Raw genomic sequence first — 17,589 nt, forward strand, 5'->3', positions numbered from 1 at the left:
CGTGGGTTATTTGAAATGAGGGGAGCGTCGGCGTTCAGCCACCCTGGGCAAAGCGCCAGGCCATCTCGGCCATGGGTCGGGCGCCGGCGGCCGAGCGCACGGCCTGTTCGCTTGATGCAGTGCCGGCCTCCACCCGCTTGCCGATCCCCTGCAGGATGGCCGCCAGGCGGAACATGTTGTAGGCCAGGTAGAAGTTCCAGTCGGCCTGGAGTTGCTGCGGCGTGGCGAAGCCGGTGCGCTCGCAGTAACGCTCGATGTACTCGGCCTCGCTCGGGATGCCGAGCGACGCCAGGTCCAGCCCGCCGATGCCGCGGAACAGGCCGGGCGGTATGTGCCACGACATGCAGTGGTAGCTGAAGTCGGCCAGCGGGTGGCCCAGGGTGGAGAGTTCCCAGTCGAGCACGGCCAGCACGCGGGGCTCGCTCGGGTGGAACATCAGGTTGTCCAGCCGGTAGTCGCCATGCACCACCGACACCAGGTTCTCGTCGCGGGCCATGGCGGGGATGTTCTGCGGCAGCCACTCCATCAGGCGGTCCATCTCGGGGATGGGCTGGGTGATGGACGCCACGTACTGCTTGCTCCAGCGGCCGATCTGGCGCTCGAAGTAGTTGCCCGGCTTGCCGTAACCGTCCAGCCCCACCTCGTCCGGCTTGACGCTGTGCAGCGCGGCCAGCACCCGGTTCATCTCGTCGTACAGCGCGGCGCGGCCGGCCCGGTCCATGTCGGGCAGCGACTGGTCCCACAGCACGCGGCCATTCACGCACTCCATCACATAGAAGGCGCGGCCGATCACCGACTCGTCCTCGCACAGCACATGCATCTGTGCCACCGGCACGCCGGTGCCGCGCAGGGCGCTCATCACGCGGAACTCGCGCTCGATGGCGTGGGCCGAGGGCAGCAGCTTGGCCACCGGGCCCGGCTTGGCGCGCATCACGTAGGCGCGCTGCGGGGTGATGAGCTTGTAGGTCGGGTTGGACTGCCCGCCCTTGAACATCTCCACCGTCATGGGCCCTTCAAAGCCGGGCAGGTGCAGCTGCAGCCAGGCGCTCAGGGTGTCGGTGTCGAAGGCGTGCTGGCTGGAAACCGGGCGGGTGCCGGTGAAGTTCTGGGAATCGGTCATGCCGTCAGCTCGGTGGGTTGGGACCGGCTGCTCGGCAGTCCGGTCAGGCGTCGGATTCGGCGATGCGCATGAGCATCGAGCGGTTGCGCACCACCAGGCCGCCCTGTTCGATGCGGATGGCGTCCTCGCGCTCCATCGACTTGAGTTCCTGGTTCACGCGCTGGCGCGAGGCGCCCAGCAGCTGCGCCAGTTCTTCCTGTGCCAGCTGCAGGCCGATGCGCATCTCGTTGCCGTCGCTCAGGCAGGGCACGCCGTAGCTGCGCACCAGGTGCAGCAGCTGCTTGGCCAGCCGGGCGCGCAGCGGCAGGGTGTTGAGGTCTTCCACCAGGCCGAAGAGCGTGCGGATGCGCCGCGCCTGCAGGCGCATGAGCGCCTCGTACAGCTCCACATGGGTGGCCAGGATCTTCTGGAAATCGTTGCGGGCCACGCAGAGCAGGGTGGTCGGCCCGTGGGCATAGGCATCGTGGGTGCGCTGGTCGCCGTCGAACATGGCCACATCCCCGAACCACACGCCCGGCTCCACATAGGTCAGCGTGATCTGCTTGCCCGAGAGCGAGGTCGAGCTCACCCGCACCGCGCCCTTGGCCACGGCGGTCCACTCCGAGGGTGGATCGCCCCGGGCCACGATCAGGTCGCCGTCCTTGAACCGTTTGACGTAGGCGCATCGAAGAATGTCGTGCCGCAGGGAGGGGGAGAGGTTGGAGAACCAGCGACCGTTGTTGATCGCCTCGCGTTCTTCCATTGTCAGAATCGGTTCGTCCATGGCATGTCTTGTGAGTGACTGGGGAGGGCAGGGGCTGTCGCCCCTGGGACCAACGGGGCTTCAGCGGTAGCTGGCCGGCCGTTTTTCCATGAAGGCCGCAATGCCTTCACCCGCGTTGGCGTGGTGCAGGTTGCGCACGAAGTGGTCGCGCTCGGCCGCCAGCTGGGTGTGCAGGCTGACCGATGCCGCGTCGTTGACCAGGTCCTTGATGCTGGCCAGGGCGTTGGGCGCACGGGCGTTCAGGCGCTCGGCCAGCGTCAGGGCCTGGTCCAGCGCCTCGCCGTTGCCGCACACGGTGTTGATGACGCCGAGCTGCTGCAGCCGCTCGGGCGTGATGCGTTCACCGCCCATGAGCAGCTGGAGCGCGGTGGCGCGGGGCAGGGCGCGCACCAGGCTCCAGGTGGCGCCGCCGTCGGGCGACAGGCCCACATTGCTGTAGGCCATGACGAACACCGCGTTGGCCGCGGCCACCACGAAGTCGCAGGCCAGGGCCAGCGAGAAGCCGGCACCGGCGCACGAGCCTTCGACGGCGGCGATCACCGGCTTGGGGCAGGCGCGGATGGTCTCGATCCAGTTGTGCAGACCCTCGATGCTCTCGGCCTGCACCTGCGGCGGCTTCTGGCGGTTGGCCAGCAGGCGCTGCAGGTTGCCCCCGGCGCAGAAATGGCTGCCTTCGCCGGTGATGACGATGCTGCGCACGTCCGGGTTGCCCTCGGCCACCGACAGCGCCTCCACGCCGGCGGCGTACAGCTCCGGCCCGAGGGCGTTGCGGTGTTCGGGGTTGCTGATGGTCAGCACCAGGGAGCTGCCCACCGAATGGCTCTTGAGGCTGGCGGTCATGGCGGGCCTCAGGCTTCTTCGTGCTTCAGGCTCAGGCCCAGGGCGCCACGGCGGCGCAGCCACGGGGAGGGGCGGTAACGCGTGTCGCCGTAGACCGTCTGCAGGTTGAACAGGATCTCCAGCACATTGGTCGGGCCGATGCGGTCGCCCAGGGCCAGCGGGCCCATGGGGTAGCCCAGGCCCAGCGTCACGGCCAGTTCCAGATCGGCCGGCGTGCAGATGCCCTGCTGGCAGATGTCGGCGGCGATGTTGACGATGGTGGCGGCCACCCGCTGCGACACGAAGCCGCCGCTGTCGCGGATCACGCTCACCGGCTTGCCGTCGCGGGCGAACAGGGCGTGGGCGGCGTCGCGCATGTCGGGCCGGGTGGCCGGGTTGGTGGCCAGCACGCGGCGCTTGACGGCGGCGTCCTCCAGCATCATGTCGATGCCCAGTGTGCGGGTGGCGTCCAGGCGCTCCACGGCGGCCAGCGTGGTCACGTCCATGCCCAGGGGTGCCACCAGGATGAGGGCCTGCGCCGACGGCGCAGCACCGGTCTCGATGACCGCGCCCAGGTCCTTGAGCAGCTGGTACAGCTCGGCGCGGCGGGCCGCCTTGGGCGACACCCACACCGGCGGCCGGGTGGCATCGGCCGGCACTGCCGGCTCGGCCGGTACCTGGGCCTTGCCGTCCTGGTAGCGGTAGAAGCCTTCGCCCACCTTCTTGCCCACCACGCCGCCGGCCAGGCGCTGCGCGGTGATCACGCTGGGGCGGTAACGCGGCTCCTCGTAGTACTGGTGGTAGATCGATTCCATGACCGGGTGCGACACATCCAGTGCCGTCAGGTCCATCAGCTCGAACGGGCCCAGGCGAAAGCCCAGCTGGTCCTTGAGGATGCGGTCGATGGTGGCGAAGTCCGACACGCTCTCGCCGACGATGCGCAGCGCTTCGGTGCCGTAGCCCCGGCCGGCGTGGTTGACGATGAAGCCCGGCGTGTCCTGGGCCATCACCGGCGTGTGGCCGAAGGCGCGGGCGAAGGCGTCCAGGCGCTGGCACACGGCAGCATCGGTCTTGAGACCGGCGATCACTTCCACCACCTTCATCAGCGGCACCGGGTTGAAGAAGTGCCAGCCGGCAAAACGCTGCGGGCGCTTGAGCGCGGCCGCAATCGCCGTGACCGACAGCGACGAGGTGTTGGTCGCCAGCACCGCATCGGGTCCGACGATGGCTTCCAGTTCGGCAAACACCTTCTGCTTCACATCCAGCCGCTCGACGATGGCCTCCACCACCAGATCACACACCGCCAGATCGGCCATGCCAGAGGCAATGCGAAGCCGCGCGGTGCAGTCGGTCGCGGCGTCGGCGGCCATGCGCTGCTTGGCCACCAGGGCGGTCCAGGTGCCCTCCAGCGCGGTGCGCGCGGCCTCTGCGGCACCGGGTTGGGTATCGAGCAGCCAGACCGTGGCGCCGGCCTGTGCGGCCATCTGGGCGATGCCCCGGCCCATGGCGCCAGTGCCAACTACTGCCACATTTCCGAAAATAGGTTGCATAAAGTGTGTTTTATTTGGGGTGGGCACCCTACCGGGTATGCCAGAATGTTTCAACGTGTGAACCCAAGGACAAGAACGTGCGCCAGTTCTGGACAGGTTGTATTTTGCTATCAACGGCTCTGAGCAGTTCCGCAGTGACGCTTGGCCGCCATTCCGGACAAGCCATCGTGGGTCGCCCGCTGGACGTGCGACTGCAGGTGATCGCGTCTCCCGACGAAGACCCCCTGAGCCAGTGCATTGCCGCCGACGTGTTCTACGGCGACTCTCAGGTGCCCTCGGGTCTGGTGACCGTGACGGTCACGCGCGGCACGAACGGGGCCGAGAGCTCGGTGCGGGTGCAGGCAGCGCCTGCCATCAACGAAGCCTTCGTCAGCCTGTACATGCGGGCGGGATGCGACAACGCGTTCAGCCGCCGCTACACGCTGCTGGCCGATCCGCTGTCCGAGCCGGTGGCGCCGGCTCCGTCGGCACCGGCACCGGTTGCCGCTGCAGCGGCGGCCGCTGCAGGCGCCGCTGCGCCTGCCCAGCCTGCCCCCGTGACCGCACCGGCGGCAGCGCCGGCCGCCAGCCGCCCGGCCGTGGCACCGACGCCGCGCCCGGTGACCCGTCCCCCCACCAAACCCCGTGACGCCGGTACCCAGGCTGCGCGTCCCAAGGCCGCTGCGCCGGCCGAGCCGGCCAAGCCCCGGCTCAAGCTCGATCCGGTGGACCCGGTGGCGGCGGCCGAACCCGATCTCAAGCTGTCCTCGGCACTGGGCGCCGGCCCGTCGAGCAGCGAGACCGAGCGGGCTGACGCGGCCCGCCGCTGGGACGAGCTCAATGGTGGTGCCCAGGATGCCGCCCGCGGCAACGAAGCCCTGGCCCAGGTGCAGGCCGATCTGGCCCGCGTGCTGGCCGCCCAGAAAGAGCAGCAGGAACGCCTGGCCGTGCTCACCCAGCAGCTGGAGCAGGCGCGCAGCGAGCGCTTCAACAACCCGGTGGTCTGGGCGCTGGCCGGTCTGCTGCTCTTGTGCCTGGGGGCGCTGGCCCGCATGAGCCGCCTCAACCGCCGCAAGGCCGGCGCGCCGGACGAGAAGGCCTGGTGGAGCGGTCAGGGCGCGGACGCGCCGGCTGCCGAGCCGTCTGCTGCGACGCGCCGCGTGCCCACCGGCAGCAGCGACCTGATGCCGCTGACCGACCACGGCGACATCGATGTGCAGATCGACCTGGACGCCGGCTCGCCGCCGGTGCGCTCCAAGGTGATGCCCACGCCCCGCGAGCCGGTGCGTCCGCTGGTGGTGCCGCCGGTGTCGGCCGCCGACCAGCGCGAGTTTGCGCCCAGTGCCATGGGCACCAACCGCGCCGTGGCCACCGAGGAACTGTTCGACGTGCAGCAGCAGGCCGACTTCTTCGTGTCGCTGGGCGAGGACGAGCAGGCCATCCAGGTGCTGCGCAACCACCTGGCCGAGAGCCACGAGCCCAGCCCGCTGGCCTACCTCGACCTGTTCCGCATCTACCACCGCCTGGGCCGCCAGAAGGACTACGAGTCCCTGCGCGACGAGTTCAACCACCTGTTCAACGCCGACGCTCCCGCCTTCGACCGCTACACCGCCCAGGGCAAGGGTCTGGAGGCTTACGACACCGCGTTTGCGCGCATCCAGGCCCTGTGGCCCCAGCCGCGCGTGCTCGACCTGATCGAGCGCTCCATCTTCCGCGACCTGCAGGACGAAGAGACCGAGGTGTTCGATCTGGAGGCCTACCGCGAGCTGCTGCTGCTGCACGCGATGGCCAAGGACATGATCGAGAAGCAGGCGCCGGAGGTGTCGCCCAGGACCAGCTTCCAGCACACCGCCATGGAGCCCCTGAAGGCCGTCAGCCGCAATGCCGAGCTGCGCGAAGGCCGCATCACCATGCCCATGGCCGACCAGACGCCGCCGGCGTCGCCCCGCCTGGGTCTGGACGTCAACCTGGACGAACTGGCGGTGCAGGCTTTCGAGGCCTCGCTGCCCGACGTGCCGCTGGCCGACGGGCCCGCTGCCCCGGCGGCCGACAAGGCCAACGACGGCCTGATCGATTTCGAGGTGTTCGACTTCGACAAGGCCGGTACCGGCAGCGCGCCGATCAGCGCCTCGCGCGCCGTGCCGGCGCCTGGCAGCCACCCGGACGGTGACGACGGCGAAGGCCGGCCTACCCAGCCACCCGCACGCCCCTGACGGGGTGGTCGTGCCGGCTCAGCGCCGGACCTGCAGGGCGCCCGGATTGACGATGTTGGTCGGGGTGCCCTTGATGAAGTTCACCACGTTGTCGAACGCGGAGCCGAAATACAGCTCGTAGCTGTCCTGCTCCACATAGCCGATGTGGGGCGTGCAGATGCAGTTCTCCAGCCGCAGCAGGGCGTGGCCCTGCAGGATGGGCTCGGACTCGAACACGTCCACGGCGGCCAGCCCCGGCCGTCCCCGGTTGAGCGCGGTCAGCAGCGCTTCCGGCTCGATCAGTTCGGCCCGCGAGGTGTTCACCAGCAGGGCCGTGGGTTTCATGCGGCTCAGGTCGTCCAGCGTCACGCAGCCGTGGTTGCCGGGGGCCAGCCGCAGGTGCAGCGACAGCACGTCGGACTGCTCGAACAGCGCATCGCGGCCCGCGGCAATCTCGTAGCCCTGGGCTGCCGCGCGGGCGCGTGCGTCCTCGCTGCCCCAGACGATGACCCGCATGCCGAAGGCGCGGCCATAGCCCGCCACGATTTCGCCGATGCGCCCGAAGCTCCAGATGCCCAGGGTCTTGCCCCGCAGCACCATGCCGATGCCGAAGTTGGCCGGCATGGCCGACGACTTGAGCCCCGACTGCTGCCAGGCCCCATGCTTGAGGTTGGACACGTACTGCGGAATCCGCCGCATGGACGCCATGATCAACGCCCAGGTGAGCTCGGCGGTGGACACCGGCGAGCCCACGCCCTCGGCCACGGCAATGCCGCGCTCGGTGCAGGCGGCCACGTCCACATGGGCGCCGACCTTGCCGGTCTGGGCGATCAGCTTGAGGCGCGGCAGCTTTTCGATCAGCTGCCGCGTGATCTGGGTGCGCTCGCGGATGAGCACCAGGATGTCGGCATCCCGCAGGCGGATGGACAACTGACCGACGCCCTTGACCGTGTTGGTGAATACCTTGGCCGGGTAGGGTTCCAGCTTGTCTGCGCAGGCCAGCTTGCGCACGGCGTCCTGGTAGTCGTCGAGGATCACGATGTTCATGACCCGTATTGTGCCCGCCGGTCGGAACCGGACCGGGCTGTGCGGGCCTTCAGGCGGCGCGTTGCAGCGCCTCTTCCTGGGCGGCCAGACGCTCCAGTTCGGCACACACCTGGTCCATGCGCCCTGAGAGCACCAAGCGGGCGCCGGCGCCGCGGCGAGCCGCCGTGCGCTGGGCTGTGTGCTGGCCCTTCTGCTGGCCCCTCTGCTGGCTTGTTTGTACGGCACCGCCGGGCTGGCTGGCCGAGGCCGGGCCACCATGCGGGTCGGTCGGGTCGTCCAGCCGCGGGGCGTTGGCCGCCGGCCGTCCCAGCCAGCCCGCCCGGGCGAACCGCTGCACCGTGGCCGAGGTCTGCCCGGTGGCAGGGCGTATCGGCATGCTGCCTTGCGCGTGTTGCCGTGCGAGGCTGGCGGCACCAGGTTCCGGCAGCCAGCAGTCGATCAGTTGCAGCGGTGCGCGCCAGCTGCGTGCAGAGAAGAAAAGTCCCATGTGAATCTCCGTTGGAGGTTGAACACAGGCAGGATTGATCGGTGTGTCGGGCCTCGCAGGGCCGGCGGCAACAGCCACCAGCGCCCGCCACCTGCGAGGACGACAGTCCGCCGACGGCGGTCAGATCTGGAAGCTGTTGCGGATGAGGCCGACGGCCAGACCTTCGATCTCGAAGGGTTCGCCCGGCTCCACCACGATGGTGGGGTAGTCGGGGTTTTCGGCCCGCAGCTCGATGTGCCCGGCCTGCTTCATGAAGCGCTTGACGGTCACGTCCTCGCCCAGACGCGCCACCACGATCTGGCCGTTCTTGGCTTCGCGGGTGGACTGCACCGCCAGCAGGTCGCCGTCCATGATGCCGACGTCGCGCATGGACATGCCGCGCACCCGCAGCAGGTAGTCGGGCGTGCGCTGGAACAGGCTGCTTTCGACCTGGTAGGTCTGGTCCACATGCTCCTGCGCCAGGATGGGCGAACCGGCCGCCACGCGGCCAATCAGGGGCAGGGACAGCTGCGACAGGCCCGGCAGCGGCAGGTTGAGCTGGCGGCTGCGGCTCTGGTTGATACTCTGCAGATCGACACTGCGCAGCCGGATGCCGCGTGAAGTGCCGCTGACCAGTTCGATGACGCCCTTGCGGGCCAGCGCCTGCAGGTGTTCTTCGGCGGCGTTGGCCGACTTGAAGCCCAGTTCGCTGGCGATCTCGGCCCGGGTCGGCGGTGCCCCGGTGCGGGCAATGGCCGACTGGATGAGTTCCAGGATCTGTTGCTGGCGGGCCGTCAGCTTGGGAGCACTGCTGTCGAACATGGTGTGGTCCTGTGTGTTTGTACAGTGCCTGTATTTTTAACCAGTTGGGAAGGGTTTGACAAGTGTCGGATTCAGCACAGCCGCGTCGCATCGTCATTCTGGGCACCGGCGGCACCATTGCCGGGCGTGCCACCGTGGCCGGCGACAACGTGGGCTACAAGGCCGGCCAGGTGCCGGTGCAGGAGCTGCTGGCCGGGTTGCCGGCCTGGGCTGATCAGGCGGTGGATGTGGAGCAGGTGGCCCAGATCAACAGCAAGGACATGACGCTGCCGGTGTGGCAGGCGCTGGTGGCCCGGCTGGTGGCGCACCTGCAGCGGCCCGAGGTGGCCGGTGTGGTGATCACGCACGGCACCGACACGATCGAGGAAACCGCGTGGCTGCTGCAGCGCCTGTTGCGCCCGGCCAGGCCGGTGGTGCTGACCTGCGCCATGCGGCCGGCCACCGCGGTGTCGCCCGATGGCCCGCAGAACCTGTCCGACGCCCTGGCCGTGGTGCAGGCGCCCGGGGCCTGCGGCGTGAGCGTGGTGTGCGGCGGTCAGGCGCACCTGGCCAAGGATGTGGCCAAGGTGCATCCGTACCGGGTGCAGCCGTTTTCCTCGGGCGAGGCCGGCCCGCTGGGCGTGGTGGAGGAGGGGCGGCTGCGGCGCTTTCGCGACTGGCCTGCCGCCGCGCCTGAAGGCCTGGACCAGGCGGCCGCAGACCGGTTTGCGGCCCTGCGCGCGCTGCCCCGTGTGGCCTGGGTGACCAGCCATGCCGATGCCGATGGCGGGCTGGTGGACGCCCTGGTGATGCAGGCCGCCCATTCGCCCGATCAGGCCTGCCGGGGCATCGTGGTGGCAGGCACCGGCAACGGTTCGCTGCACGAGCGCCTGCAGGCGGCCCTGCACCGCGCCCGCGACGCCGGCATGCGTGTGGTGCTGGCCACGCGCTGCACCGAAGGCTCGGTGGTGGGCTGGTCCGCGCAGCCTTTCCCCGATCTGGACGGGCTGTCGCCGGCCAAGGCCCGGCTGGCGTTGTCGCTGCAGCTGGCGGGGGTCTGATGGGCGCGGCGCTGGGGGCCCATCCCTGGGCTTATCCCATGCTGGAGGTGGTGCACATCGTGGGCATCGCCCTGCTGCTGGGCAACCTGGTGCTGCTGGAGGTGCGGGTGTGGGGCCTGGCCGCCGAGGTGCCGGTGGCCCCGCTGGCCCGCCTGTCCCTGGGGCTGGCCCTGGGTGGCTTCGGGCTGGCGGCCCTGAGCGGGCTGCTCATGTTCGCCACCCAGCCCATGGAACTGCTGGCCAACCGCATGTTCACAATCAAGGTGGCGCTGATGATGCTGGCCGCCTGCAATGCGGGCTGGTTCCACGCCCGGCGCTCGCTGGAAAGGCAGGACTTCGCCGCCCGCGCATCCCTGCTGTTGTCGACCGTCCTGTGGCTGCTGGTCATCACCTGCGGCCGCTGGATCGGTTACTGGTGATCTTCAAGAGGAACCTGCATGAACCTGCACCGACGTGATCTGCTGCTGACCACCCTGGCCGCTGGAGCCGCCGTGCCCGCCTGGGCCCACCACGGCTGGAGCAGCTTCGACCAGAACCGCCCCCTCTACCTGGAAGGCCGCGTGGCCGAGGTGCGCTGGCGCAACCCCCACGCCGAGCTGCTGCTGGAACTGCCCGAGAAGCTGGTGCTGCCGGCCGATCTGCCGCGCCGCAGCCTGCCTGCCCAGCAGGCCGGGGTGGACGGCCCGGCCCTGCTGGCCCGCACCACCTTGCCGCGCCGCGCCGAACGCCGCTGGGAGGTGGAGCTGGCGCCCCTGTTCCGGCTGCAGCAGTGGCAGATGAAGGAGATCGTGCAGGGCGATCCTGTGGCGGTGGTGGGTTTCACCTTCGCCGAAGAAAAAGGTGCGCCCTTGCTGCGCGCCGAGTATGTGTTCCACGACGGCCGTGTCGTGGGCTTGCGGTCCGGCCCGGCCTGAGCCGGGGGCAGGACCGCGCCGGACGCGTCAGGCCGAGAGGGCCTGCATGGCGCGGCTGGTGATCTCGTCGACCGAACCCATGCCGCTGATGGCGCGGTACTTCGGTGCGGCGGCCGGGTCGGCCTTGGCCCAGCTGCTGTAGTAGTCCACCAGCGGGCGGGTCTGGGCGCTGTACACGTCCAGGCGCTTCTTGACGGTCTCTTCCTTGTCGTCCTCGCGCTGGATCAGGGGCTCGCCGGTCACGTCGTCCACGCCGGCCACCTTGGGCGGGTTGAACTTGACGTGGTAGGTGCGGCCCGAGGCCGGGTGCGAGCGACGCCCGCTCATGCGTTCGATGATGGCGTCGAACGGCACATCGATCTCCAGCACGTAGTCCAGCTTGACGCCGGCCGCCTTCATGGCGTCGGCCTGGGGGATGGTGCGCGGGAAGCCGTCGAACAGGAAACCGTTGGCGCAGTCGGGCTGGGCGATGCGTTCCTTCACCAGGTTGATGATCAGGTCGTCGCTGACCAGACCACCGGACTCCATCACGGCCTTGGCCTGCAGGCCCAGCGGGGTGCCGGCCTTGACGGCGGCGCGCAGCATGTCGCCGGTGGAGATCTGGGGAATGCCGTATTTCTGGCAGATGAAGGTCGCTTGCGTTCCTTTGCCGGCACCCGGTGCGCCCAACAGGATGAGTCTCATCGTTTTCCTTTTGCAGAGTATTCGGTGGCGTGGTTGCGCATGGCGCGCAACCCACCCGGGCGTGGGCACCGGGACAGCGCGGCGAGGATAGCATGCCCCGCCATGGTGCCGGCTTACAGGCCGGGGGGTATCCGGCCCGGGTTTTCCAGGGCGCGTCGCACGCGTTCCAGGTCCTGTGGCGTGTCCACGCCAGGGCCCGGCGCATGCGGCGTGACGTGCACCGCAATCCGCCCGCCGTGCCACAGCACCCGCAGCTGCTCCAGCGATTCCAGCTGCTCCTGCGGCGACGGTGCCAGCGCCGGAAAGCGGCGCAGGAATCCGGCCCGGTAACCATAGATGCCCACATGCCGCAGCGGTGCCGGCGAGGGCAGGGTGGGGGTGGCGGGCGCATCGCGCCACCATGGCAGCGGCGCCCGGCTGAAGTACAGGGCGGTGCCCTCGATGTCGGTCACCACCTTCACCACGTTGGGATTCACCCAGTCCTCGTGCCGGTCGATGGCATGGGCGGCGGTGCTCATCACGCAGTCGGACCGGCGCTGCAGTTCGGCCGCCACCGCGTCGATCAGGGCCGGATCGATCAGGGGTTCGTCGCCCTGCACGTTCACCACGATGGCCTCGTCCGGCAGATGCAGCAGGGTGCAGGCTTCGGCCAGGCGGTCGCTGCCGCTGGGATGGTCGTCGCGGGTCAGGATTGCTGCCACGCCGTGCCGGGTGCAGGCGTCCACGATGCGGGCATCGTCGGCCGCCACCACGCAGCGGGCGGCCTGGCTCTGTGCGGCCCGCTGCGCCACCCGCACCACCATGGGCAGGCCGGCGATGTCGGCCAGGGGCTTGTCGGGCAGGCGGGTCGAGCGCATCCGTGCCGGGATCAGCACGGTGAAATCGGCGTGCGCCATGTCAGCCCAGCGGTGCCGGGGCGCTGGGGCGGGCCAGCTCGTCGTCGGTCAGGGGCCGGGCTTCGTGCTCGAGCAGGATGGGAATGCCGTCGCGCACCGGGTAGGCCAGGCGCGCCGGGCGCGAGATCAGTTCCTGGCGTTCACGGTCGAAGCTCAGCGGCCCCTTGGTGACCGGGCAGACCAGCAATTCAAGCAGTTTGGTGTCCATGGGCGGGATGATAGGCCGACAGTGCCGCATCGAGCGCCTGCAGGGCTTCGGCCGGCACCTCCAGCGCCAGCGGCACCGCCCACACCGGACAGCTCAGCCCCAGCCCGGCCAGCTTGACCAGATCCTTCTCGGTGCAGACCACGGTCGTGTGCGGGTCATCGGCCAGCGCGGCGCGGATGGCGTCGGCGTCGGCATGGTCGGGCAGGGCGATGCAGCGCGCCGGCTCCACGCCCGCCTCCCGCAGCATGCCGAAGAACGCCTCGGGCCGGGCGATGCCGGCCAGTGCCCGCACCGGGGCACGGCCCAGCTGTTGCAACGGGAGGGTCTGCCCGTCGACCGATACCGCCTGTGCGGCCAGGCGCCTGACCACCGGCCAGACCGGGATGCCCGGGGCATGAAGCCGGGCTGCGTGCGGTCCGGGGGTCTGCTGCCACACCAGATCGGGCACCGGCTGTGCGCCGCGTGGGGGCCATGGTTCGCGCAGCAGACCGGCTGGCAGCAGCCAGCCGTTGCCCACACCCCGGTCGTCGAACACGGCCAGCCGCACCGTGGCCTGCAGCGGGCGGTGCTGCAGGCCGTCGTCGCAGACCAGCACGTTCACCGCCGGATGGGCCTGGATCAGGGCCCGGCCTGCCTCGGCCCGCCGCGATGCCACGAACACCGGCGCACCGGTGCGGCGTGCGATCAGCAGCGGTTCGTCACCCACGTCGGCGGCCGAGGAGCCTGCACCGACCGGCATCGCCGAACCCGACGCGCGCCCGTATCCGCGCGAGATCACGCCCGGCGTCCAGCCCTGGCGCTGCAGGTGCTGCACGACCGCCAGGGTGGCGGGCGTCTTGCCGGCACCGCCGGCCACCAGATTGCCGATCACCAGCACCGGCACCGGCAGGCGCTCGCTGCGCAGCCAGCCCAGCCGGTACAGCTGGTGGCGCAGGGCCACGCTCAGGCCGTACAGCCAGGCCAACGGAAGGAAGAGGGGAGCGGGCCAGGCCCTGCTGGCGGCCATGCGGCGCCAGCGCTGTTCGCGCAGGGCCTTGCGCGCTGCCGCTGCGCCGCTGTCAGGGCCTTGCACGGGCCCGGCCGGCGCCACCCTGCTGGGTGGCAAAGGTGATGCGCGAGAGGCCCGCACGCCGTGCTGCGTCCATCACATGGATGACCGACTGGTGGCTGGCGGCCGCGTCGGCGCTGATGATCACCATGGCTTCGCGATCGTCCCGTGCCGCCTCGCCGATGGCCGCCACCAGGGAGTCGACCGAGCCGGCGTCCAGCACCAGCCGGTTGACCGCAAAACGCCCGTCGGCACCCACCGACACCACCACCTCGCGCGGGTTGGACTGCGGCTTCTCGGCGTCCGCCGTGGGCAGGTTGACCTGGAGCTCGGTGTACTTGCTGTAGGTGGTGGTGAGCACCAGGAAGATCAGGACGACCAGCAGGATGTCGATGAACGGGATCAGGTTGATCTCGGGCTCGTCGCGGGTGCCGGGGCGGAAGTTCATGTCAGGCCTTGCGCAGGGTCAGCAGGTGGCGGGCAAAGCGGTCGGCCGACACTTCCATGGCCAGCAGGTAGTCGTCCACCCGGGAGCGGAAGTAACGCCAGAAGATCAGCGCCGGGATGGCCACGATCAGGCCGAAGGCCGTGTTGTAGAGCGCGATCGAGATGCCGTGCGCCAGCTGGCCCGGGTTGCCGCCACCGGGCACCACGCCCAGGCCGTCGCCCGCCTGCGAGCCGAAGATCTCGATCATGCCGATGACCGTGCCCAGCAGGCCCAGCAGCGGCGCGGCCGACGCGATGGTGGCCAGGGCGCCCAGGTACTTCTGCAGCCGGGCCGCCACCAGGCGGCCGGTGCTTTCCAGGCTGGCCCGCAGGTCGTCCTCGCTGACGCGGGGGTTGGCGTGCATGGCGCGAAAACCGCTGGCCAGCACCGCACCCAGGGCCGAATTGGCCTCCAGCTGGGCCACCACGTCGGAGCCGGGCACACCGTTGCGAGAGACCATGATGGCCTCATCCAGCAGCTTGGGCGGGATGACCTTGGCGGTCTTGAGGCTGAGGAAGCGCTCCACGATGAGCGCCAGGCCGATGACGGAACACGCAATCAGTGGCCAGATCGGCCAGCCGGCGGCTTGGATGATGGACAGCAAAACGGGGCTCCAGGCGTTGGCCGCAGGGGCGGCGGACGGGCGACGCGCGGATTATGGCGCAGCCTCCGGCCGATCGTCAGGCCACCGACCTGCCCACCGATTCTGTGGATAACTTTGTGGAGAACGGCAGGCCCCCGCCCGTCCACCCGTGGTGAATCCTCACGATGGCATGATCTGCTCACCGAACGGGCACCCGAAAGTGCTCACAAATCAACAGTGTGGCGCGAAGACGGCGGCCTTTCGAGGCCTGGCCGGCAAAACCCAGACGGAGCGCGGCTTGTGGACAGATATTCCTCCAGAACCCCGGCAGATGCCGGTCTCGACCTCTCAGCCCCCGATGCCGGCGGGCGCGTGTGGGCCGTCGGCCCGCTGATGCGCGCCATTGCGGATGCGCTGGCGGCCCGTTTCAACCCGGTGGCGGTGCAGGGCGAGATTTCCGGCTTCTCGCGCGCGGCCAGCGGTCATTGCTACTTCTCGCTCAAGGACGACACCGGCCAGGTGCGCTGCGCCATGTTCCGCCGCGCCGCCGACCAGCTGGGCTTTGCGCCGCGCGACGGCCAGCGCGTGGTGGCCCGGGGCAAGCTCGACGTGTACGGTCCCCGGGGCGACCTTCAGCTCATCGTGGACAGCCTGCAGGCCGCCGGGCAGGGCGCGCTGTTCGAGCAGTTCCTGCGCCTGAAGGCCCAGCTGGAGGCCGAGGGCCTGTTCGACGCCGCCCGCAAGCGGCCGTTGCCGGCCCAGCCGCACCGCATCGGCGTGGTGACCTCGCTGGGCGCCGCCGCGCTGCGCGATGTGGCCACGGCGCTGCGCCGGCGGGTGCCCCACATTCCGGTGCTGCTGTTCCCGGCCTCGGTGCAGGGCGCGCAGGCCCCGGCCGAGCTGGTGGCCGCACTCGACCGCGCCTATGCGCTGCAGGGCGGTCCCCTGGCCTGTGACGTGCTGCTGGTGGTGCGTGGCGGCGGCTCGCTGGAAGACCTGTGGTCCTTCAACGACCCGGCCGTGGTCCGCATGCTGGCCCGTGCACCCATGCCGGTGGTGTGCGGCGTGGGTCACGAGACCGATTTCACCCTGGCCGACTTCGTGGCCGACCTGCGCGCGCCCACCCCCACGGCCGCTGCCGAGCTGTGTGCGCCTTCGCTGGAGCAGCGCCTGGGTGAACTGGCCTATGCGCAGGAGCGCCTGACCGACGCGGTGCACCAGGCCATCGACCAGCGCGGGCAGCGGCTGGACTGGCTGGCGCAGCGGCTGGGGCGCCCCTCGGTCCGGCTGCACCAGGCCGCGCAGCAGCTCGACCGCCTGCAGGCCCGGCTGCAGCAGGGGCTGGCGCGCAGTACCGCCCGGTCGCGCCAGCGCATCGAGCTGCTGGCGCAACGCTTGCCGGCGGCGCTGCAGCACGACATGCAGTTGCGCCAGCAACGCCTGCAGCGCAGCGGGATGGCACTGGGCCTGCTCGATCCCGCCCTGGTGCTGGAGCGCGGCTATGCCTGGCTGACCGACCCGGACGGCCAGGCCATCACCCGCGCGGCCGACATCGGGCCGGGGCAGGCGGTGCGCGCCACCCTGGCCGACGGATCGGTCGACCTGGTCGCGCGCTGACGCCGCGCCCCAACAACCCTGCTGCCGGCAGCGTCACACGCGCTGCCTACAATGCGCGCTCATCCCGCCAACCCCAATCAAGAGGACATCCCCATGGAACACACCCTGCCCGCACTGCCCTACGGTCTGGACGATCTGGCCCCGCACTACAGCCGCGAGACCCTGGAGTTCCACCACGGCAAGCACCACAACGCCTACGTGGTCAACCTGAACAACCTGCAGAAGGGCACCGAGTTCGAGAGCATGGACCTGGAGTCCATCATCAAGAAGTCCAGCGGCGGCATCTACAACAACGCGGCCCAGATCTGGAACCACACCTTCTTCTGGAACTGCATGAAGCCCAACGGCGGCGGCGAGCCCACCGGCGCCCTGGCCGCGGCCATCAACGCCAAGTGGGGCAGCTACGCCGCCTTCCGCGAAGCCTTCGTCAAGAGCGCCGTGGGCAACTTCGGCTCCGGCTGGACCTGGCTGGTGAAGAAGGCCGACGGCTCGGTGGACATCGTCAACACCGGTGCGGCCGGCACCCCGCTGACCACCGCCGACAAGGCCCTGCTGACCGTGGACGTGTGGGAGCACGCCTACTACATCGACTACCGCAACATGCGTCCGAAGTTCGTCGAGACCTTCCTGGACCAGCTGGTCAACTGGTCGTTCGCCGAGAAGAACTTCGCCTGATCACCGGCAACGGTTCACGCATGAAAAAAGCGGCCCCCGGGCCGCTTTTTTTGTGGTCGGGATCCGGGGTCAGCGGGCCGCGAACGGCGTGCCGGTGAGCCGGAAGCCGGCAGCGATGCGCCGCTTGGCAAACCAGCCCTGGTTCATTTCCAGCACGTAGCGCACCGGCTCGGTGGAGCAGTGGCTGGCTTCGGACAGCGGCTGCATGTCGGCCAGGTTGACGATGCGGCCGTCGTCCGCCACGAAGGCGGCGGTCAGCGGAATGAGCGTGTTGCGCATCCAGAAGCACTGGGTGGCCGGTTGTTCGAACACGAACAGCATGCCCTCGTGCACCGGCATCTCGCGCCGGTGCATCAGGCCGATCTGGCGCTGCACCGGGGTGGCGGCCACCTGGGCGTCGATGCGGTGCATTCCGGCCGACAGCGCCACGCGGGGCAGGTTGAGCTGAGGCTGCCCGTCGTTCTGGGCGCGGGCAGAGGGTGGTGCAGCGAGCATCAGCCCGGCCAGGGCGGCGATGCAAAGGACTCGAAGGCGGGAGGTGAGTCGGGTGGTGATCGGCATGGCGGGCATGGTAGCGCCGCCACCGGTTCGGGTGACACCTGCTGTCAGGGCCGATACAGTCTGTGGGGCTAAAATCATTCGCCGCGCATCATGTGAAATGATGTTTCGCGGACCTGGC

General features: G+C 69.8%; 20 protein-coding genes. 6 read left to right on the forward strand and 14 right to left on the reverse strand.

Annotated features, from left to right (window positions below; translation table 11 throughout):
• Positions 1 to 34: 34 nt before the first annotated feature.
• The 4 genes from WD026_RS03455 to WD026_RS03470 are packed head-to-tail and all read right to left on the reverse strand — an operon-like array spanning position 35 to position 4,252.
• The gene (locus WD026_RS03455; RefSeq protein ID WP_425722253.1) at positions 35 to 1,120 is read right to left on the reverse strand and encodes a phosphotransferase family protein; all 1,086 of its coding nucleotides are present in this window, start codon (positions 1,118 to 1,120) and stop codon (positions 35 to 37) included.
• Positions 1,121 to 1,163: 43 nt separating this feature from the next.
• A complete protein-coding gene (locus WD026_RS03460) occupies positions 1,164 to 1,883 on the reverse strand; it encodes a Crp/Fnr family transcriptional regulator (protein WP_425722254.1) in 720 nt (239 codons plus the stop codon).
• A gap of 60 nt (positions 1,884 to 1,943) precedes the next feature.
• Positions 1,944 to 2,723 carry an oxepin-CoA hydrolase, alternative type gene (locus WD026_RS03465; RefSeq protein ID WP_425722255.1) on the reverse strand — a complete coding sequence of 260 codons (780 nt, stop codon included), beginning with the start codon at positions 2,721 to 2,723 and terminating at the stop codon, positions 1,944 to 1,946.
• Between the two features lie 8 nt (positions 2,724 to 2,731).
• On the reverse strand, positions 2,732 to 4,252 hold the full coding sequence (locus tag WD026_RS03470) for a 3-hydroxyacyl-CoA dehydrogenase (protein WP_425722256.1): 1,521 nt from the start codon (positions 4,250 to 4,252) through the stop codon (positions 2,732 to 2,734).
• 167 nt (positions 4,253 to 4,419) lie between these two features.
• Between WD026_RS03470 and WD026_RS03475 the strand changes: the two genes are divergently transcribed.
• Positions 4,420 to 6,444 (forward strand): hypothetical protein, encoded by a 2,025-nt coding sequence (locus WD026_RS03475; RefSeq protein WP_425722257.1) that lies wholly within the window; start codon positions 4,420 to 4,422, stop codon positions 6,442 to 6,444.
• 18 nt (positions 6,445 to 6,462) lie between these two features.
• On the opposite strand, the gene WD026_RS03480 is transcribed toward WD026_RS03475, so the two are convergent.
• The 3 genes from WD026_RS03480 to lexA all read right to left on the reverse strand — a co-directional run bounded on the left by WD026_RS03480 (position 6,463) and on the right by lexA (position 8,758).
• Positions 6,463 to 7,470: a D-2-hydroxyacid dehydrogenase family protein gene (locus WD026_RS03480; RefSeq protein ID WP_425722258.1), complete on the reverse strand. Its 1,008-nt coding sequence runs from the start codon at positions 7,468 to 7,470 to the stop codon at positions 6,463 to 6,465.
• Positions 7,471 to 7,519: 49 nt separating this feature from the next.
• A complete protein-coding gene (locus WD026_RS03485; RefSeq protein ID WP_425722259.1) occupies positions 7,520 to 7,846 on the reverse strand; it encodes a hypothetical protein in 327 nt (108 codons plus the stop codon).
• A gap of 231 nt (positions 7,847 to 8,077) precedes the next feature.
• Positions 8,078 to 8,758 carry a transcriptional repressor LexA gene (lexA, locus tag WD026_RS03490; RefSeq protein WP_425722260.1) on the reverse strand — a complete coding sequence of 227 codons (681 nt, stop codon included), beginning with the start codon at positions 8,756 to 8,758 and terminating at the stop codon, positions 8,078 to 8,080.
• A 62-nt stretch (positions 8,759 to 8,820) separates the two neighbouring features.
• Here lexA and WD026_RS03495 point away from each other — a divergent pair, with 62 nt between their 5' ends.
• Genes WD026_RS03495 through WD026_RS03505 form a run of 3 tightly spaced genes read left to right on the forward strand, consistent with a single transcriptional unit; the run spans position 8,821 to position 10,712 of the window.
• Positions 8,821 to 9,798, forward strand: coding sequence for an asparaginase (locus WD026_RS03495; protein ID WP_425722261.1), 978 nt, complete (start codon positions 8,821 to 8,823; stop codon positions 9,796 to 9,798).
• Entirely contained in the window at positions 9,798 to 10,217 is a 420-nt protein-coding gene (locus tag WD026_RS03500; RefSeq protein ID WP_425722262.1) for a hypothetical protein, read from the forward strand. The genes WD026_RS03495 and WD026_RS03500 overlap by 1 nt, the downstream gene beginning before the upstream one ends.
• An 18-nt stretch (positions 10,218 to 10,235) precedes the next feature.
• On the forward strand, positions 10,236 to 10,712 hold the full coding sequence (locus tag WD026_RS03505; protein ID WP_425722263.1) for a DUF6152 family protein: 477 nt from the start codon (positions 10,236 to 10,238) through the stop codon (positions 10,710 to 10,712).
• 27 nt (positions 10,713 to 10,739) lie between these two features.
• Here WD026_RS03505 and adk read toward each other — a convergent pair whose 3' ends face one another.
• From adk to WD026_RS03535, 6 genes are all read right to left on the reverse strand, one after another.
• The gene (adk, locus tag WD026_RS03510; protein ID WP_425722264.1) at positions 10,740 to 11,396 is read right to left on the reverse strand and encodes an adenylate kinase; all 657 of its coding nucleotides are present in this window, start codon (positions 11,394 to 11,396) and stop codon (positions 10,740 to 10,742) included.
• Positions 11,397 to 11,509: 113 nt separating this feature from the next.
• Positions 11,510 to 12,292: a 3-deoxy-manno-octulosonate cytidylyltransferase gene (kdsB, locus tag WD026_RS03515; protein ID WP_425722265.1), complete on the reverse strand. Its 783-nt coding sequence runs from the start codon at positions 12,290 to 12,292 to the stop codon at positions 11,510 to 11,512.
• Position 12,293: 1 nt separating this feature from the next.
• Positions 12,294 to 12,500 (reverse strand): Trm112 family protein, encoded by a 207-nt coding sequence (locus WD026_RS03520; RefSeq protein WP_425722266.1) that lies wholly within the window; start codon positions 12,498 to 12,500, stop codon positions 12,294 to 12,296.
• Positions 12,481 to 13,506: a tetraacyldisaccharide 4'-kinase gene (gene lpxK, locus WD026_RS03525; protein ID WP_425723195.1), complete on the reverse strand. Its 1,026-nt coding sequence runs from the start codon at positions 13,504 to 13,506 to the stop codon at positions 12,481 to 12,483. The genes WD026_RS03520 and lpxK overlap by 20 nt, the downstream gene beginning before the upstream one ends.
• 52 nt (positions 13,507 to 13,558) lie before the next feature.
• Positions 13,559 to 13,996 (reverse strand): ExbD/TolR family protein, encoded by a 438-nt coding sequence (locus WD026_RS03530; protein WP_425722267.1) that lies wholly within the window; start codon positions 13,994 to 13,996, stop codon positions 13,559 to 13,561.
• A 1-nt stretch (position 13,997) separates the two neighbouring features.
• A complete protein-coding gene (locus tag WD026_RS03535) occupies positions 13,998 to 14,639 on the reverse strand; it encodes a MotA/TolQ/ExbB proton channel family protein (protein WP_425722268.1) in 642 nt (213 codons plus the stop codon).
• 372 nt (positions 14,640 to 15,011) lie between these two features.
• Here WD026_RS03535 and xseA point away from each other — a divergent pair, with 372 nt between their 5' ends.
• Together xseA and WD026_RS03545 are read left to right on the forward strand one after the other, a co-directional pair.
• Positions 15,012 to 16,235 carry an exodeoxyribonuclease VII large subunit gene (gene xseA, locus WD026_RS03540; protein ID WP_425723196.1) on the forward strand — a complete coding sequence of 408 codons (1,224 nt, stop codon included), beginning with the start codon at positions 15,012 to 15,014 and terminating at the stop codon, positions 16,233 to 16,235.
• A 93-nt stretch (positions 16,236 to 16,328) separates the two neighbouring features.
• Positions 16,329 to 16,910 carry a superoxide dismutase gene (locus WD026_RS03545; protein WP_425722269.1) on the forward strand — a complete coding sequence of 194 codons (582 nt, stop codon included), beginning with the start codon at positions 16,329 to 16,331 and terminating at the stop codon, positions 16,908 to 16,910.
• A gap of 69 nt (positions 16,911 to 16,979) precedes the next feature.
• Here WD026_RS03545 and WD026_RS03550 read toward each other — a convergent pair whose 3' ends face one another.
• Positions 16,980 to 17,471: a DUF192 domain-containing protein gene (locus tag WD026_RS03550; protein WP_425722270.1), complete on the reverse strand. Its 492-nt coding sequence runs from the start codon at positions 17,469 to 17,471 to the stop codon at positions 16,980 to 16,982.
• Positions 17,472 to 17,589: the final 118 nt, after the last annotated feature.

Source organism: Hydrogenophaga sp. R2 (genome assembly GCF_049843595.1).
Lineage (GTDB): Bacteria > Pseudomonadota > Gammaproteobacteria > Burkholderiales > Burkholderiaceae_C > Hydrogenophaga.

Bases quoted from the DNA above. Each gene is read 5' to 3' on its own strand.
- WD026_RS03455 (WP_425722253.1), bottom strand. From the start codon at position 1,120: ATGACCGATTCCCAGAACTTCACCGGCACCCGCCCGGTTTCCAGCCAG.
- WD026_RS03460 (WP_425722254.1), bottom strand. From the start codon at position 1,883: ATGGACGAACCGATTCTGACAATGGAAGAACGCGAGGCGATCAACAAC.
- WD026_RS03465 (WP_425722255.1), bottom strand. From the start codon at position 2,723: ATGACCGCCAGCCTCAAGAGCCATTCGGTGGGCAGCTCCCTGGTGCTG.
- WD026_RS03470 (WP_425722256.1), bottom strand. From the start codon at position 4,252: ATGCAACCTATTTTCGGAAATGTGGCAGTAGTTGGCACTGGCGCCATG.
- WD026_RS03480 (WP_425722258.1), bottom strand. From the start codon at position 7,470: ATGAACATCGTGATCCTCGACGACTACCAGGACGCCGTGCGCAAGCTG.
- WD026_RS03485 (WP_425722259.1), bottom strand. From the start codon at position 7,846: ATGCCGATACGCCCTGCCACCGGGCAGACCTCGGCCACGGTGCAGCGG.
- lexA (WP_425722260.1), bottom strand. From the start codon at position 8,758: ATGTTCGACAGCAGTGCTCCCAAGCTGACGGCCCGCCAGCAACAGATC.
- WD026_RS03500 (WP_425722262.1), top strand. From the start codon at position 9,798: ATGGGCGCGGCGCTGGGGGCCCATCCCTGGGCTTATCCCATGCTGGAG.
- WD026_RS03505 (WP_425722263.1), top strand. From the start codon at position 10,236: ATGAACCTGCACCGACGTGATCTGCTGCTGACCACCCTGGCCGCTGGA.
- adk (WP_425722264.1), bottom strand. From the start codon at position 11,396: ATGAGACTCATCCTGTTGGGCGCACCGGGTGCCGGCAAAGGAACGCAA.
- kdsB (WP_425722265.1), bottom strand. From the start codon at position 12,292: ATGGCGCACGCCGATTTCACCGTGCTGATCCCGGCACGGATGCGCTCG.
- WD026_RS03520 (WP_425722266.1), bottom strand. From the start codon at position 12,500: ATGGACACCAAACTGCTTGAATTGCTGGTCTGCCCGGTCACCAAGGGG.
- lpxK (WP_425723195.1), bottom strand. From the start codon at position 13,506: ATGGCCGCCAGCAGGGCCTGGCCCGCTCCCCTCTTCCTTCCGTTGGCC.
- WD026_RS03530 (WP_425722267.1), bottom strand. From the start codon at position 13,996: ATGAACTTCCGCCCCGGCACCCGCGACGAGCCCGAGATCAACCTGATC.
- xseA (WP_425723196.1), top strand. From the start codon at position 15,012: ATGCGCGCCATTGCGGATGCGCTGGCGGCCCGTTTCAACCCGGTGGCG.
- WD026_RS03545 (WP_425722269.1), top strand. From the start codon at position 16,329: ATGGAACACACCCTGCCCGCACTGCCCTACGGTCTGGACGATCTGGCC.
- WD026_RS03550 (WP_425722270.1), bottom strand. From the start codon at position 17,471: ATGCCGATCACCACCCGACTCACCTCCCGCCTTCGAGTCCTTTGCATC.